The organism is Methylococcus capsulatus str. Texas = ATCC 19069, from assembly GCF_000424685.1.
Taxonomy (GTDB): Bacteria; Pseudomonadota; Gammaproteobacteria; order Methylococcales; family Methylococcaceae; genus Methylococcus; species Methylococcus capsulatus.
On the sequence record NZ_AUKJ01000016.1, the window covers coordinates 95,913 to 112,914 of the forward strand.

Sequence of the window (17,002 nt, forward strand, 5' to 3'; positions counted from 1 at the left end):
CTCAATGGCCTCCGGGCATCGAATGGTCGGCCGGAGCGGGCGCGGGCTCGGTCGAAAAACCGCCGATCGCCGCACGCAGGTTGCTTTCCGAATCGATCAGGAAATTGGCACGGACCACCACCTCTTCGCCTTCGCTCAGTCCCCGGCGGATTTCCGTATACCCCTCCACCCGCTGGCCGGTCTCGACCGGGCGGGGCTCGAATCGGCCTTCCCCCAGGCGGACCAGCACCAGCTGCCGGGTGCCGCTGTCGAGAACGGCGGAGTCGGGTACCGCCAGCACCGGTTCCGCCTCTGCCGCCTGCAGGGTGACATCGCCGTACATCGCCGGCTTGAGCAGCTGCTTCGGATTGGCCAGCTCAATGCGCACCCGCGCCGTCCGCACGGCATCGCTCACCGTAGGGTAGACATAGGCCACCCGGCCGTCGAAGCTTCGGTCCGGATAGGCCTTGAAGCCGATGCGGGCGGTCTGTCCCACCCGGACATGGCCGAGGTCCTGCTCGAAGATCGAAGCGATGACCCAGACCGTGGACAGATCGGCGACGCGGAACAAGGTGTCGCCGGGCATGAAGCGCATGCCCTGCACCGCATTCTTCTCCAGCACGATGCCGTTCACCGGCGAGGCGAACGGCACCCGGCGCTGGATTTCGCCGCTGGCCTCGAACCGGCGCAGCCAGGATTCCGGAACGTTCCAGTTGCGCAGCCGCTGGATCGCCCCCTCCCGCAAGGCCCGGCTGGCCGCACCGGAGCCGGCGATGCGGTATTCCTCCTGGGTCGAGACGAGTTCCGGGCTGTACGCCTCCAGCAGTACTTCACCCGGTCGCACCGGCTGGCCGGTGGTGTTGACGTCCAGGCGTTCGATCCAACCCTCGAAGCGCGGCGTGATCGCGTGGACCCGGCGCTCGTCGATCTCGACCACGCCCAGCGCCCGGATGACGTGGGTCAGGGCCCGGCGCTGCGCCGGCTCGGACCGCACTCCCAGCTTCTGGACCTTCTCTGGCCCGAGGTGGATGACCGCTTCACCGGAACCGGCGGACGGCGTCAGGCCTTCGGCGTAGACCGGCACGTAGTCCATGCCCATGTCGTCCTTGGCCGGTACCGGCGAGGTGACCTGTGGGTTCATCGGGTTGCGGTAGAACAACGGACGCCTCGCGGCCGCGGTCTCCGGGGCGGGTGAAGGCGGCGGCGCGGTTTTCCGCCCCAACCAGTAGCCGCCGAGGCCGGTGCCGGCCAGTAAGAAGAGGAGCAAGATCGGACGTACAGACGGTTTCATAGCGTTTCCTTGCCGAGGGCGGCCGCCAGGCGGGCGAGCGCCTGCTGGGAGGTGGTGAGGGCGTTCCAGTACTGTACCTGGTAATCGAACACCGAGAGCTGGGCGCGCAGTACGTCTGCGAAGGGGATCTTGCCCACACGGTAGCTGGCGATCAGGGAGTCCAGCGTGCTGCGCGCCTGGGGAAGGAACTCCTTCTCGAACAGGCTCAGGCGTTCATGGGCATGGTGGTAGGCCGCCAGGGCGGTGGTCACGTCGGCCTGGACGGTGCGTTCGGCATCATGCAGCGCATAGCGTTCCCGCATCAGCTCACTCTGCCTTTGATCGACCTGCCTGGACTGCTTGGTCGCGGCATACAGCGGCAGGTTCATGCTCAGCCGGAAGTTGGCGAAGTCGCTGCGGAATGCGCCGTTCGGCGCGTTCTGGCGGAAGGCATAGCCGAAGCCGAGGTTGAGGTCGGGCAGGTAGTCCTTTTTCGCCAGGTCGAGGCGGTTCTGGGCGGCTTCGATGGCCGCCTGTTTCCGGGCCAGCAGCGGGCGCCCGGCTTGGGCCTGGTCGAGCAGCGCCGGTTCGGCCGGCAGTTCCGGAAAATGGAACGCGGCCTCGCCGGGCAGTTCCAGCGCGCTGTCGCTGGAGCGGTCGAGCAGCACGTTGAGACGGGCCGCTTCGCCGTGGCGCATGTTGATCAGCTCCAGGGTCTTGTCGCGCAGCTTGGTGAGTTCCAGCCGGGCCAGCAGGCTATCCGACTGTTCCGCCTGGCCGAGCCGGTAGCGCTGGTCGGCGATGTCCGCCAGCTTGGCCATCCAGTCCCGGCTTTCGGCGAGGATGCCGAGGGTGCGGTCGTAGTAGAACAGCGCCCACCAGCTCAGACGGATGTCCCGCGCCAGCCGGAGACGCGCTTCATCGGCATCCTTGGCCGCGCCGATGGCATCCTGCTGCGCCGCCCGTTCGGCCAGGCCGAGCTTGCCCGGAAAGGGAAGCTGCTGGCTGACGGCGACCTCCATCATGGTCATCTGGTCCTGGTTCAGGCTGAAATCGTTGGTCGGGACGTTCAGCGCGCCGAAGCTCAGGAATGGATCGGGCAGGCTGCCGGCCTGGGGCGGAACGCTGGCCAGGGCGTCGGCCCGGGCCTTGAGTTCGGCCAGTCCCGGGTTGCCGGCCAGCGCCTGGTTCAGGGCCTGTTCCAGGGAAAGCGGACCGGCCTGGACGGGGGCTGCCAGGCAGGCGATCAGAAACGGTGCGAGGCGCGGCCGCCTGGACCAAGGGGATAGCGAAAACATGGGATGCTCCTCAATTTCATGCGCAGGTCGAAACCGGCGATTTCCTTCCGGTCCGGCTCAGGACGCGGCAGGCAATCGCGCTGCGGTCATCGATGGAAAAGGAGCGTCAATTCAGCAGAATGCAGAATCGGAGAGCGACGGGAACCTTGGGAGGCGGGGGGGACCGCCGCAGGTAGTGGCGATCCGGCTGCCGCAGGATCGCGGCCCACAGGCCGGCGACGACCAGCAGGCAAAGCGTGAGGAGTTTCACTCCAAGACCGGTGCCGGCCTTGTCGATGGCGGCGTCGTCTTCGTCCACGGCCTGCAGGCCGAAACAGGAGACCTGCTTGTCGCAGCCGTCCGGCGTTGCTTGATGGGATGTGTCTTGCGCCGGCATGCCGGCGCAATGCTCCGCGCCCTGCTCGGCCTGCGGCATGCCGCCCATCAGGCAGACCGTGCCGGCCGAGGACCAAAGCCAGACGCACAGGCTCAGTACCGTGCAGAGGCGGCAGGCGAGCGAGCGGCGGATTTGCGCGGGCGACGGCATGAACATGGCAGGGAATGAAAACATGTTGCCGGGGCTCATGCAACCGTGAACGCGTTCGTCTGTCGTCACCGGGCATCACGGCGAATCTTCCTTCGTGAGCGGCAGCAGCCCCCGCAGATTGCGGAAGCTGCTGGAGCGCACGATGTCCAGGAAATCCCCCATATAGACCGATTGCGCCATCCGTTCCGTGGTGGCGGCATACAGCGCGCTCCACAGCCCGGTTTCGCCGATCGGCTTGGCCAGCACATATTCGCGATCGAGATAGCTTTGCACGGTCCACTGGGGCAGGGCGGCGATGCCGCGGCGGCTGGCGACGAGCTGCAATATCGCGACCGTGAGTTCGGCGGTGCGCCGCCGGGGCTCGATGCCGCGGGGCTTGAGCACCTTGCGGACGATGTCCAGCATGTCCTCCGGCACCGGATAGCTCAGCAGGGTTTCCTCGGCGAAATCCTCCGGTGCCAGGAAGTCCCTGGGTGCGAGCGGATGCCGGCGCGACACCAGACCGACGATCTCGAACCGGAACAGGGGATGGAAGGCGATGCCCTCGTGCGCCTGCGGCTCGGACACCACCACCAGCTCGGCGCGGTCCTCCCGCAGCAGCGCCAGCGGATCGGCGTGGAAGCCGGAGACCAGGTCCAGTTCGATCTCCGGCCAGTGTTCGCGGAACTGGTCCATCGCCGGCATCAGCCAGTCGAAGCAGGTGTGGCACTCCACCGCGATCCGCAACTGGCCGCTGTTGCCCTGGGCTATGCGGGCGATGTCGCGTTCGGCTTCCCGCACCGCCTTCATCACCGTCTCGGCCAGGCCGTGCAGGCGCTGGCCCGCGGGCGACAGGCGCAAGGGCTGGGTCTTGCGCTCGAACAGCGCTACGCCGTAATGGTCTTCCAGCTGCTTGATCTGGTGCGAGAGGGCCGACTGGGTGAGGAAGACCCGCGCCGCCGCCTTCGACAGCGTGCCGGTTTCCACCAGAGCCAACAGGGTTTGCAGGTGGCGGAGTTCCAGCAGAGATGGCTTCATGAATGAAATCGATGACTGTTATGAAAATATTGAGTTTGAATAATAATTGTCCGATCCCGATCATGCCAGCTCTCAATTCGATGAACACGAGGAGGCAGAGATGGCAGTCACACATTCCCTGGGATTTCCCCGCATCGGCGCCGGGCGCGAACTGAAGCGGGCCGTCGAAGCCTGTTGGGCCGGCCGGACCGGCCCGGCGGAATTGGCGCAGACCGGCCGGGAGTTGCGCGAGCGGCACTGGATGATCCAGAGCGGTTCCGGCATCGACCTGGTGCCGGTCGGCGATTTCGCCTGGTACGACCAGATGCTGAACATGACGGCGCTGCTGGGAGCGGCGCCCCGGCGTTTCGGTTTCCAGGCCGATGCCCTGAGCCTGGACCAGTATTTCCAGCTCGCGCGGGGCAATGCCGAACAGCCGGCGATGGAAATGACCAAGTGGTTCGATACCAACTACCACTACATCGTCCCCGAGTTCGACCGGGAGACCGGCTTCGGTCCGGGCACGGAATGGCTGTTCGACGAAGTGGAGGAGGCCAAGGCGCTGCGGCTCAATCCCAAGCCGGTGCTGATCGGGCCTCTGACCTATCTCCATCTGGGCAAGGAAAGGCAGGCCGGCTTCAGCCGCCTGGAACTCCTGCCCCGGTTGCTGCCGGCCTATGCCGCGATCCTGCGGCGACTGCATGCCTCGGGTGTGCACTGGGTGCAGATGGACGAGCCGATCCTGGGGATGGATCTGCCGCCGGAATGGCTCGAAGCCTTCGCGCCGGCCTATGCCGCCCTGGCGGAAGCCGGTCCCAAGCTGCTGCTGGCGACTTATTTCGCTTCGGTGGCGGAGCACGCGGTATGGCTGAAGTCCTCGGCGGTCGCCGGGCTGCACATCGACGCGGTGCGGGCGCCCGAACAGGTCGCCGGTTTCGTGAAGGATTTCCCGGCGGACAAGGTGCTTTCCCTGGGACTGATCGACGGCCGCAACGTCTGGCGCACCGACCTGCGTCGCGCGCTGGAGCAGGCGGAAAGCGCCGGTGCGGTGCTGGGGGAGAGACTGTGGCTGGCGCCCAGCTGCTCCCTGCTGCACGTGCCGCAGGATCTCTCGCTGGAAACCTCGCTGAATCCCGAGATCAAGGACTGGCTCGCCTTCGCCGTGCAGAAGCTGGAAGAGCTGGCCGTGATCGACAAAGGCCTGCGGCTGGGGCGGCAGGCCGTCGCCGCGGAACTCGCCGAGCGGGATCGCCTGCTGCAGACCCGGGCGCAATCGCCGCTGATTCGTGATCCAGGCGTCAAACGGCGGCTGGAGGGTCTGAGCGATGCCGATTTCCGCCGCCACTCGCCGTTCGCCGAGCGCAGCCCGCTGCAGCGCGAGCGGCTGCGCCTGCCGCCGTTTCCCACCACCACCATCGGCTCCTTTCCCCAGACACCGAAGATCCGCGCGGCGCGTGCCGCCCACCGCCGCGGCGAGTTGAACGGGGACGCCTACCGGGATGCGATGCAGGCCGCCATCCGCGAGGCCGTGAACAGACAGGAGTCGCTGGGGCTGGACCTGCTGGTGCACGGCGAGGCCGAGCGCAACGACATGGTGGAGTATTTCGGCGAACGGTTGGCCGGCTACGCCTTCACCAAGCACGGCTGGGTGCAGAGCTACGGATCCCGCTGCGTCAAGCCGCCGATCATCTACGGCGATGTGGCGAGACCCGAGCCGATGACGGTGGAATGGATCGGCTATGCCCAGAGTCTGACGAAAAAGCCCGTCAAAGGCATGCTGACCGGGCCGGTGACGATGCTGCAATGGTCATTCGCGCGCGACGACCAGCCGCGTGCGGTGACCGCCCTGCAGATCGCACTGGCGATCCGGGACGAGGTCGCCGACCTGGAGGCCGCCGGCGTGGCTGCGATCCAGATCGACGAGCCGGCTTTCCGCGAGGGGCTGCCGCTCAAGGCCGCAGACCGGGCCGATTATCTGGACTGGGCAGTCAAGGCGTTCCGGCTCGCCTCCTGTGGCGTCGCCGACGACACCCAGATCCACACCCACATGTGCTACTCGGAGTTCGGCGACATCCTGCCGGCCATCGCCGAGCTGGATGCCGACGTCATCACCATCGAAACCTGTCGCTCGGCGATGGACCTGCTGGAAGCCTTCGGCGCCTTCGGCTATCCCAACGACATCGGTCCCGGCGTCTACGACATTCATTCGCCGCGGGTTCCGGCCGGCGCCGAGATACGGGCGCTGTTGGAAAAGGCCGCAGCGGCGGTCGATCCGGAGCGGTTGTGGGTCAATCCGGACTGCGGCCTGAAGACCCGCCAGTGGCCGGAAGCGGAGCAGGCGCTGGCGAACATGGTCGAAGCGGCCAGGGCGATGCGAAGAGCCGAATCGCCGGCCGGATCGGCGGCTTGAAATCGGTCTCCGCCTCGAATCGGACATGAATGAAAACGGCGGTACCGGTTGTCCGGTTCCGCCGTTTTTTGTGTTTTTCCGCCTCGAGGCACCGATGCGGGAGCAAGCCGCTGCCGCTCAGCTTCTCCGCCGTGGCGAGCCCTCCCTGGCGCGGTTGGACTTCCGTTCCTGCTGCATCCTCAATGCCCCGGCGAGCCGATGAAGCTGGTCTGGAGACTGTGGCAGGTGTCGCAGCCGATCGGCGTGCCGGCGGCCACTTTCACGACCCTGGTCTTGAACCCGGCCTTCTTCAGCTTCTTGCCGTCGAAGCCCCGGAAGTCGAACACCCGGTCCACCGGCGTCTTCGACAGACGCGTGCCCTTGTGGTCGTTGCCGTGGCAGGCCGCGCACTGGTCTTCGCCCTTGGCGTCGGACAGCTTGGCGTAGTCGTTGTGCCAGCCGCCGTAGGCGGTACCGTCGCCGTTGGCTCCGTCGCCCTCCGCCCCCTTCCACCAGTACGGGTCGTTGACCGGATGCATGTTGTGCGGCCCGCCCAGGATGCCGGCTTTGGCGTCGCCGCTGTACTGGCCGCCATCCAGATCCTCTTTCCTGGCGAACGAATCCGCCGTGTGGCAGACGTTGCACTCGAGGATGGTGCCGGTGTGGCCCTGGAGCTGCAGCGCGGTGACGTTGTCGTTGGCGCTCGGGTCTCGATTGGGCCAGATCGAATGCGCCGCTCCATGGCAGGCCGCGCAGGCGACGTTGCCGTGGCTGTCCTTGCCGTGCCGGTATACCGGCGCGTCGATCTTCGTGTCGACCATCTTGGTCTGGAACACCATTGAGGTCGGATCGACGGTGTAATAGAACAACGTCGGGAAGGTCGCCTTGTAGTTCTCCTTGGGGGCGACGGCGAAGCGGACCGAATCCGGATGGGTGCGATCGACAGGCCGGGTCGTCGCCGACAGGTCGGCATCGTCGAAAGCCCGCTTCATGACACCGGCGCTGAAGAAGCCGCCGGAGCCGTCCTTGCCGAGGTTGCCGTTGCCGACGTGGCAGGAGCCACAGTCCGTTTCGTCGAACCAGGGCACCCGGTAGTCGTCGCGTTCGACCGAACCGACTTTGTCCTTGTTGGCCAGATAGTTCTTGGGGAAGGCCTCGCCCACCGCCAGCATGTCACCATGGCAGTCGTAGCAGGTGACGCCGGCGGTATACATGCGGTCCCGGTACAGCTGCTCGCGGTGGCCGGCATGGCATTTCAGGCAGTTTTCCTCCATCGGCAGTTGATTGCCGTTGGCGTCAAACACCGGAAACAGTGTCCTGGTGTTGCGGCCCTTGGTTTTCCAATCCCAGCGCACGTACATGCCCTTGTCGTCGCGGACGATATCGGTCTTGCTGTCGTTCCATTGCAGTTCGCCGTGGAAGCGGTGCATGGCGATCGAGTAGTTCGGTTCGTAGACCGGATCATTCACCTTGAAACCGTCGACGTCCCACCAGTCCTGCTTGAAGGGTACGAACAGCATCGCCGTGGCATGGCAGCCATAGCAGGGGGACGGACGGTCGGCGATGACCTTGCCGGACATGTGGTCCTTTACACCGTGCAGCATCTGATCCAGGAAATAGAGGCCGTCGTAGAACTCGTGGATGCTGGAATAGTTGAGGGCGGCGGCGTACTCCTGGTCGAAGACGCTGTTGGGATCGCCGCCGAAGTCCGAAACCGAATAATAAACGGGCTTTTCCTCGCACGGCGGATAAGCCGCTCTGCCCATGCGCTTGCGGCGTTCGTCGGAAATCGCGCCGAAGGGACTGGAACGGCATGCGGCCTTGGTCTGCGGCGGGTTCTCGGGCGCGGCGATGCCGCCCTTGGCATGGCATTCCCGGCAGTGGTGGTCCCTGGAATTGCTGAGGACGGCGTCGGTGCTGGCGAGCGTCTGGCCGTTCTGTTTCGCCTCCACCCGCAGGAGCGGGAAGGGGTTGACCCGGCCCTGGTCGTCGATGTCCGTCATCGGGATCGTGATGGCCGCGAACCGTTGCTCATTGTCCAGGAATTTGGAAAACGCCTGCGGGTCGTTGGCTTGGTACGGCTGGGCGATGCCGGGCATGTAGCGGCCGTGGTCGCTGTTGTTCGGGTCGTTGTCCGGCACCGAACCGTAGACCTTGCCGCCGTCCCTGTTGGTCACGGCCTTGTATTTGAAATACCCTTCGTCCGGCTGCGGCTGGCCACCTTTCTTCCAGGGGTCCATGATCCACGAGCCGTTGATGTATTTGCTCAGGTCGACGTCCGCGAAATCGGTGCGGGTGAAGGTCTCCCACAGGTCCGTTTTCTGCACGGCCGCCTCCATCAACGACGCCCCAACCGGCCAGTTTTGGCTGGTGGAGTTGATCGAGTTGGAGCCCACCGGATCGCTCGGGTTGGATGCGGCCGAATAGTCGACTGTCACGGCATCGCCGGCGAGCGGGACCGGTAGCCTGGCCTTCTTGTATACGTAGGCGTTCATCGTGCTGATCAGCGGATTGAACGACACGTAGTCGTTGGGCATCGTCTTGGCGTCGGTGGTGTGCTGCATGGTCCAGTCCTCGAAGGGCAGCACCGCGAGGTCGTCCGGCGTGCCGTCCAGTTCCCCGCCGAACCTGGGCGCCGGCCGTTCGGAAACCTTGCCCGGCAAGCCTGCGGGCGGGGTGCCCACGACGACCTCGACCGCATCCTCGCAGCGCCGGCCCTTGGCGTCGGTGGCGCTGAAGCGCACCCGGTAACGGCTGTTGTCGCGGATGAAGGTCGCCATCGCCATCAGATCGGTGGGGTGTCCCCAGGCGCCGCCCGCGAAATCCCACTCGTATCTGAGCGGTTGCGCCGCGGGGTCGCTGCTGTTGGCGGTGGCCTCGAAATGGGATTGCACGCCGATCTGGAGCGACGCGCCATCGGCCGGGCTCGTGATGCTGCAGGTGGGAACGCCGGTGCAGGATTTGGGGGCTCCCTTCACCGGCTTGACCGCTTCCGTGCCGCCCGCCTCGACCCGCACGGCGCAAGGCACGTTGGCGAGGTCCTGGCGGCCCAGGGTGAGGGCGAAGCTGGCGCCCTGGCCGCTGCCCAGGCGGCGGCCGTTGATGTCGTAGACGTCGACCGGACCGCTGTTGCCCTTGACGCTGCCCTTGACCGTCAGCGTCCCGGTCTTGTCCGACCAGCCGGCCTTGGCGATCTTGATCTTGCCAGCGGCCAGGATGGCTTCCGGCGCCAGGGCGGCGGCGAGCCCCAGGAGCAGGCCGGCGACGAGCGGGCCGCTGCGAAGCAATGATGGTGGTGCATGGCTTGGGGTAGTCACGTTTCCTCCGTAATTTATTGATTGTTGTCCCGCTGACCGCGAGCGGGGGCTTCGTCGATGCGCCATAGCAGTAATCGAGCCAGGAGGAAACTCCATGAAAATCAATACCAATTGCACATCAGCGCAAAAACCATGTCGTGTGATACCGCGCTGAACTGAGCGAAACCGCGCACCGCGGCGTCCGGGCGCCGGTCTTTGTATTGCGAACGAGGGTTTGGTGCTGGCTCAGTGCAGGCCGGTGTCCCCGGCATCCTGCCGGACTTTTCTGACCAGCGGCATCAGGAGGAGAGAGGCGAAGAACAGCAGGCCGAGGACGTGGAACAAATCGTTGACGGTCATGATCTGAGCCTCCCGCATGGCCAGTCCGTAGAGTTGCTTGAGTGCGGCGTCGGCGGGATCGGAGACGCGGAGCAGGGCGGCCTGGGCTTCCAGCCGCGTCAGCAGGGCGTCGGCCTGTGGAGAACCCGGCGTGACGGAATCGCGCAGGGCGGCATAATGCGCTTTGTCCCAGCGGATCATCAGGGTATTGGCGACGGCGATGCCGATGGCGCCGCCCAGATTGCGGGTGAGGTTGTACAGCCCGCTGGCATTCTTGACCTCCTCTGGTGGCAGGGTTCCCAGCGCCAGCGAATTGATGGGCAGGAAGGCGAACATCAGGGCGAAGCCGCGCAGGGCCTGGGGCCCGAAGAATTCCCAGTAGCCGGAGTCGTGGCTCAGGCTTCCGTTCAGCCATGAGCCCAGTCCGAAGAGGAAGAGGCCCAGCGCCAACATCAGACGCGAGTCCATCCGCTTCGCCAAGGGTCCCGCCACGAAAGCCGAGGCGAACTGGAACATGCCGGTGACCATCAGGTACTGCCCGATCTGCAGGCTGTTGAGGCCTTTCACCGTGGAAAGGTAGACGGGCGTCAACGCGATGAGGGTATAGAGCCCGATGCCGATGATGAAGCTGAACAGGCAGCCGACCGCGAAATTGGTGTTACGGAACGCCCACAGGTCGACGATGGGTTCCTCGATGCGCAGCTCGCGGTAGAACATGGCGCCGCCGGCTACTACCGCAACGGCGCTGAAGAACACGATCTCTCGGCTATCGAACCATTCCTCGCGGATGCCTTCTTCCAGGACGAATTGGAGGCTGCCCAGAAAAACGCCGATGTAGAGGATGCCGGGAAAATCGACGCGTTTGAGCAGCGTCCATTCCGGCTGGTCTACCTCCACGAGGAACCAGGTCGAAAGGCAGGCCAGCACGCCCGGCAGCAGATTGACCAGGAAGAGGGCCTTCCAGGACAGGACTTCGGTCAGATAGCCGCCGAGTACGGGGCCGGCGGTGGGGGCCACCGTCACCACCAGGCCGACCACGATCACCATGGTCGCCTGCTGGCGGGGCGGGAACAGGGTGTAAATCACCGCGAATACGGTCGGGATCATGGCCCCGCCGAAGAAGCCCTGCAGGGCCCGGAACGCGATCATCGAGGGGAGGTTCCACGCCAGCGCGCAGCACAGGCTGGTCAAGGTGAAACCGCCGCAGGACGACACGAACAGGTAGCGGGTCGAGAGGGCGCGGTTCAGCCACCCGGACAGCGGGATGACGACCACTTCGGCGATCAGGTAAGCGGTCTGCACCCAGGTAATCTCGTCGCGGGTGGCGGCGAGGCCGGCCTGGATCTGCTCCAGCGAGCTGGCGACGATCTGGATGTCCAAGATCGCCATGAAGACTCCCAACACCATCCCGAAAAAGCCGATCCAGGCGCGGAGAGGGACGTTCTCGATCTCGGTCATGCCGATTCAGCGCACTTTGATACTGACTTGCACCGACAGGCCGGGTTTGAGGAGACTGAGGTCGGTACCGGGGGCGAAGGCCAGCTTGACCGGAAGCCGGCGGACGATTTTGGTGAAATTGCCGGTGGCATTCTCCGGCGGCAGGATACTGAATTCCGATCCGCTGGCGGGCGCCAGGCTGTCCACCACCGCCTCGAACGGCCGGCCGGGATAGGCGTCCACGACGACGCTCGCCGTCTGGCCGATCCGCAGGTGTTCGATCTGGGTTTCCTTGAAGTTGGCCTCGACGAACACTCCGTCCGCCGGGATCAGATAGGCAATGACGCTACCGGGCTGGAGGAGTTGGCCGACCTGAATGCTCAGATTTCCTACCGTCCCGTCGATGGGGGCGAGGATGCGGGTGTTTTCCAGGTCGATCCGGGCCAATTCCAGCCGGGCCTGGGCCCGCTGCAGCTGGGCCCGGGTTTCGGCGATCAGCGCATCCAGGGCGATCAGGCGGATTTCGGCCTGGTCCCGCGCCGAGCGGTTCTTGTCCAGCAGTGCTTTGGCCTGTTTGTAGGCGGCTTCCGCGCCATCCAGCGACTGGGCCGAGGCGGCGCCGGCGTCGGCCAGTCGGTCGAGCCGTTGCAGGTCACGCCGCGAACGGTCATGGTCGGCCAGGGCCGAGGCGATGTTGGCGTCTTCTTCGCGGACCCTGGCCGCCTGGGTCCGTTTCTCGGATTCCAGGGCTTCGATGCGCGCCGCGGTCGCCGCCACCTCGGCGCCGGCTTCGGCGACGCGCGCCTTGAATTCCTGATCGTCTATCACCGCCAGGAGGTCCCCTTTCCTCACCTGCTGATTGTCCTGGAGCAACACCTCTTTCACGTAGCCTGTTTCCTTGGAACTGAGCAGGATGAGGTGTGCCTTGAGGTAAGCGTTGTCAGTGGTTTCGTAGGGGAGTATGGCCTCGAGCCAGTACGCTGCGCCGCCCGTACTCAGGGACGCCAAGCCGGCGAGAAGCAGCAGATGCCGCGGGGAGATGGGCAGTCGCATCGCGCGCGTTTACCATAGGGAAAAGCGGAACGAGAAAAATGAACTGATGCGTTCAGTTCAGCATAATGACGAACCGATTCGGCCGCAAGCCGGCACGATCTCTTGAGAACCGATGAGCACCGTCCGATTTGCCAAACGCGAGAGTATCCTGCTTGCAGCCAAGCGGATTTTTCTCCTGCACGGCTATGCCGGGGCCAGCATGGAGGCCATCGCCGAAGCGGCGCCGGTCGCCAAGGCCACTTTATACAGCCATTTCGAGGGCAAGCAGGATCTGTTCGCTGCGGTGATTTCGCTGCAGTGCGAGGCGCTGTTGAACACCTTGGCCTGGGCGCACACCGAGGTGCGTGATCCGGTCGCCGCGCTCACCGCCATCGCACGCGCCTTCGTGGATTTGATCTATTCCGAAGACGCCTTGACGCTTTACCGGGTGATCATCGGTGAGCAGCTGCATTTCCCCGAACTGGGTGGCCGCGTCTACCGGTCCGGCCCCGAGCCGGTGCTCCGGAGATTGTCGGCCTATCTCGAGGACCTGTCGGTCCAGAAGGTCCTGGCGATTCCGGATGTCGGCGTCTCGGCCCGGCTGTTTCTGGGGATGCTGAAAGGTGACGAGCACTTCCGCTGCCTGCTCGGTCAGAAGGAGGGTCTCAGCGAAGCTGAAAAAATTTCACTGGTCGGCGCGGCCGTCGATCTGTTTCTGCGGGGGCACGGCTATGCGGAGTCCCTGTGCGCGAGATAGCCGGCCTTTGGCGCAGAGGGGAAGCGAGGATGAGCCGGCATCGGAGTGTAAACCTTTGTTTCCGGGATCTGGCTCTGGAGGTCCAGGGTTCCTCGGCGGCCGAAGCGGAATAGGGCAGGGAGTGCGAGGCCTATTTCGGCGATGTCGTGGGGCCCGCCCCGGAAACCTTCACCGGCGTTCTGGGCGAGTCCGGGCGCAGGGGTGCGGTCGATCTGCGGCAGAGGTCCGCCGAACTGGCGGTCATCCACGACGGCGCGCCGCAAACCGGGCCGGTTCCGGAATCGGTACCCGGATGCCTCGTTCCTCCTGAACGAGATCACGTCGTCCTGTCTCTCCTGCCTCAGCCGCCGGTCGAGTTAGCGTCCGCTTGAGATTCAGGCGTTCGCACGGCCCCGGAACGAATCGATCAGCAGCATGCCGATACCGACGGTGATGGCCGAGTCGGCGACGTTGAACGCCGGCCAGTGCCAGTCGCCGTAGAACACGTCGAGAAAGTCGATGACGTAGCCGTAGACGATCCGGTCCAGCAGGTTGCCGACGGCACCGCCCAGCACCAGGGCCCAGGCGGCGGCTTCCCAGGTTTTCCGCCGGTCCATGTGCTTGAGCCAGTAGGTGATCAGCAGCGTGGCGCTGGCCGACAGGGCGATGAAAAACCAGCGCTGCCAACCGCCGGCCTCGCTCAGGAAGCTGAACGCAGCGCCCTGGTTGCGCAGGTAGGTGAGCTGGAACACCGGCAGCAGTGGGATCGTCTCATACAGCCGCATCGATGTGTCGACGATCTGCTTGCTGAGCTGGTCGAGTGCGAAGACCAGCACCGACAGCCAAAGCCATTTCAACATGGACGATCTCAACCGAAAGTCCGCAGCTCGCCGGTACCGGCGACGTTGTCCACACAGCGGCCGCACAGTTCCGGATGGTCAGGGTGCGTGCCGACGTCGTGGCGGTGATGCCAGCAGCGCACGCACTTGGGCTTGCCGGATGCGGCCAGTTTCAGCTCCAGGCCGGGAATTTCGGTCGGCAGGGCGTCCGTCCCGGCTTCCGCCGCCGGTTTGACGGTCGCATAGGAGGTCAGCAGCACGAAGCGCAGCTCGTCACCCGCCTCGCTCAGTTTCCGGAACAGTGGGGGATCGCAGAACAGCTCGACTTCGGCGTCCAGCGAGGCGCCGATTTCGCCGCGGACCCGCAGGATTTCCAGCTCCTTGCTGACGGCCTCGCGGATCTTCAGCATCTGATCCCAGAATGCGCGGTCGCAACGGCTGTTTTCATCGAGGCCGAACAGGCCGTCGTACCATTCGGAGAGAAACACCGATTCCTCACGCTGGCCGGGCAGGTACTGCCAGATCTCCTCGGCGGTGAAGCTCAGGACGGGGGCGAGCCAGCGCACCATGGCCTCGGCGATGTGGTACATCGCGGTCTGGCCGGAGCGACGCGGCCGGCCGTCGGTCTTGCAGGTGTACTGCCGGTCCTTGAGCACGTCCAGATAGAAGCTGCCCAGGTCCACCGAGCAGAAGTGATGGGTCTTCTGAAAGATGGTGTTGAACTGGTAAGTCTCGTAGGCTTCGATCACTTCCTGCTGGATCGCAAGGGCACGGTCCACCACCCAGCGGTCCAACGCCAGCATGTCTTCCGGTTTGACGAGATGCAGGGCAGGGTCGAAGCCGTCCAGGTTGGCCAGCAGATAGCGGGCGGTGTTGCGGATGCGCCGGTAGACGTCCGAGATGCGCTTGAGGATCTCGTCGGACACCGTCATTTCGCCGCGGTAGTCGGTCGCTGCCACCCACAGCCTGAGCACGTCGGCCCCCAGGGTCTGCATGACCTTCTGCGGTGCCACCACGTTGCCGCGCGACTTGGACATCTTCTTGCCTTCGGCGTCCACGGTGAAGCCGTGGGTCAGCACCGCCTTGTAGGGCGCCTGGCCGTTCATCGCGACCGAGGTCATGAGCGAGGACTGGAACCAGCCGCGATGCTGGTCCGAGCCCTCCAGGTAGAGGTCGGCGGGGAAGGCGAGATCGGGGTTCTGGGCCAGGACTGCATGGTGGGTGACGCCGGAATCGAACCAGACGTCCAGGGTGTCGCCGATCTTGCCGTAGCGGTCCGCTTCCGCGCCCAGCAGTTCGGCCGGGTCCAGCTCGAACCAGGCGTCGATGCCGGCGGTCTCGATCTTCTTTGCGATTTCTTCGATCAGCCGGTCGGTGTCCGGATGCAGTGCGCCGGTTTCCTTGTGGACGAACAGCGGGATCGGCACGCCCCAGGTACGCTGGCGCGAGATGCACCAGTCCGGGCGGTTGCCGACCATGGCCTCGATGCGGGCCTGGCCCCAGTCCGGTATCCATTGCACCTGGCCGATGGCCTCCAGGGCCTGGCGGCGCAGCTCGCCCTTGTCCATGGCGATGAACCACTGGGGGGTGGCGCGGAAGATCACCGGGGTCTTGTGGCGCCAGCAATGCGGGTAGCTGTGCTCGATGCGCGCCTCGTGCAGCAATGCGCCGCGCTCCTTGAGCACTTCGATCACGTGACCATTGGCGCTCAGCACATGTTCGCCGGCGAACAGCTCGGTGTTCGGGAGGAAGCGGCCGTCGCCGCCGACCGGGTTGTCCACCGCAAGTCCGTAGCGCTGGCCGACGGCGTAGTCCTCCTGGCCGTGGCCGGGGGCGGTGTGGACGGCGCCGGTGCCGGCGTCTAGGGTGACATGGTCGCCCAGGATCACCGGGACGATACGGTCGTAGAACGGATGTCGGAGCTGCACCCCTTCCAGCGCCGCGCCTTTGCAATAGCCGATGACGCGGTAACCCTCGGCGCCGCAGCGCAGCATCACGTCCTTCATCAGCGCATCGGCCAGCACCAGCCTTTCTTTGATGTCGGTGCGCTGGACGACCACGTAGTCCAGTTCCGGGTTGAGCGCCACCGCCTGGTTGGCGGGCAGGGTCCAGGGTGTGGTGGTCCAGATCACCACCGACAAGGGGCCCTCGCCGAGCGCGCCGTCGGCGGTATGGAACCGCGCCATCAGGCCGAATTCGTCGACCACGGCGAAGCGTACGTCGATCGCCGGTGAATGCTTGTTCTCATATTCCACCTCGGCCTCGGCCAGGGCCGAACCGCAGTCGAGGCACCAGTGGACCGGCTTGGCGCCCTTGGCGAGGTGGCCGCGCGCGGCGATCCGGCCGAGCGCCCGGACGATGTCCGCCTCGAAGCGGAAATCCATGGTCAGATACGGATTTTCCCAGTCGCCCAGCACGCCGAGCCGGATGAATTCACGGCGCTGGAGGTCGACCTGGGCCGCGGCGTATTCCCGGCAGGCCTTGCGGAACTCGGCGGGGCTGACCTTGTGGCCGGCCTTGCCGATTTTCTTCTCGACCATCAGCTCGATGGGCAGGCCATGGCAGTCCCAGCCCGGTACGTAGGGGGCGTCGAAACCGCTCAGGGTTCTGCTCTTGACGATGAAGTCCTTGAGGATCTTGTTGACCGCATGGCCGATGTGGATTTCCCCGTTGGCATAGGGCGGGCCGTCGTGCAGGATGAACTTGTCCCGGCCAGCACGCCGGGACCGCACCTTCCTGTAGAGATCCAGCGTGCGCCAGCGCTCGATCTGTTCGGGTTCCCGCTGTGCCAGATTGGCTTTCATCGGGAACGGCGTCTGGGGGAGGTTGAGAGTGCTCTTGTAATCCATGGTCGAAAGTCTGCAG

The 17,002-nt window shown here is 65.3% G+C and carries 11 protein-coding genes; 2 read left to right on the forward strand and 9 right to left on the reverse strand.

Annotation, left to right across the window (positions count from 1 at the left end):
* Position 1 precedes the first annotated feature (1 nt).
* The 4 genes from H156_RS0102700 to H156_RS0102715 form a co-directional block, all read right to left on the reverse strand.
* A complete protein-coding gene (locus H156_RS0102700) occupies positions 2–1,270 on the reverse strand; it encodes an efflux RND transporter periplasmic adaptor subunit (protein ID WP_017365361.1) in 1,269 nt (422 codons plus the stop codon).
* Entirely contained in the window at positions 1,267–2,547 is a 1,281-nt protein-coding gene (locus H156_RS0102705; protein WP_017365360.1) for a TolC family protein, read from the reverse strand. The genes H156_RS0102700 and H156_RS0102705 overlap by 4 nt, the downstream gene beginning before the upstream one ends.
* A gap of 106 nt (positions 2,548–2,653) precedes the next feature.
* The gene (locus H156_RS0102710; protein WP_154656635.1) at positions 2,654–3,097 is read right to left on the reverse strand and encodes a hypothetical protein; all 444 of its coding nucleotides are present in this window, start codon (positions 3,095–3,097) and stop codon (positions 2,654–2,656) included.
* 51 nt (positions 3,098–3,148) lie between these two features.
* A complete protein-coding gene (locus H156_RS0102715) occupies positions 3,149–4,090 on the reverse strand; it encodes a LysR family transcriptional regulator (protein ID WP_010961491.1) in 942 nt (313 codons plus the stop codon).
* A gap of 100 nt (positions 4,091–4,190) precedes the next feature.
* Between H156_RS0102715 and metE the strand changes: the two genes are divergently transcribed.
* Complete coding sequence (gene metE, locus H156_RS0102720; RefSeq protein WP_026045952.1) at positions 4,191–6,479, forward strand: 5-methyltetrahydropteroyltriglutamate--homocysteine S-methyltransferase; 2,289 nt, start codon at positions 4,191–4,193, stop codon at positions 6,477–6,479.
* 179 nt (positions 6,480–6,658) lie between these two features.
* Here the strand turns inward: metE and H156_RS0102725 are convergent, their stop codons facing one another.
* The 3 genes from H156_RS0102725 to H156_RS0102735 all read right to left on the reverse strand — a co-directional run bounded on the left by H156_RS0102725 (position 6,659) and on the right by H156_RS0102735 (position 12,583).
* Entirely contained in the window at positions 6,659–9,775 is a 3,117-nt protein-coding gene (locus tag H156_RS0102725) for a cytochrome C (protein WP_248617027.1), read from the reverse strand.
* Positions 9,776–10,000: 225 nt separating this feature from the next.
* Positions 10,001–11,551, reverse strand: coding sequence for a DHA2 family efflux MFS transporter permease subunit (locus H156_RS0102730; RefSeq protein WP_017364683.1), 1,551 nt, complete (start codon positions 11,549–11,551; stop codon positions 10,001–10,003).
* A gap of 6 nt (positions 11,552–11,557) precedes the next feature.
* Positions 11,558–12,583: an HlyD family secretion protein gene (locus tag H156_RS0102735; protein ID WP_017364682.1), complete on the reverse strand. Its 1,026-nt coding sequence runs from the start codon at positions 12,581–12,583 to the stop codon at positions 11,558–11,560.
* A 112-nt stretch (positions 12,584–12,695) separates the two neighbouring features.
* Here H156_RS0102735 and H156_RS0102740 point away from each other — a divergent pair, with 112 nt between their 5' ends.
* Positions 12,696–13,319, forward strand: coding sequence for a TetR/AcrR family transcriptional regulator (locus tag H156_RS0102740; protein ID WP_010961486.1), 624 nt, complete (start codon positions 12,696–12,698; stop codon positions 13,317–13,319).
* 374 nt (positions 13,320–13,693) lie between these two features.
* Here the strand turns inward: H156_RS0102740 and lspA are convergent, their stop codons facing one another.
* Both lspA and ileS read right to left on the reverse strand, forming a co-directional pair.
* Entirely contained in the window at positions 13,694–14,158 is a 465-nt protein-coding gene (gene lspA / locus H156_RS0102750; RefSeq protein WP_193375376.1) for a signal peptidase II, read from the reverse strand.
* A gap of 8 nt (positions 14,159–14,166) precedes the next feature.
* Entirely contained in the window at positions 14,167–16,986 is a 2,820-nt protein-coding gene (gene ileS, locus H156_RS0102755) for an isoleucine--tRNA ligase (RefSeq protein WP_026045859.1), read from the reverse strand.
* Positions 16,987–17,002 lie beyond the last annotated feature (16 nt).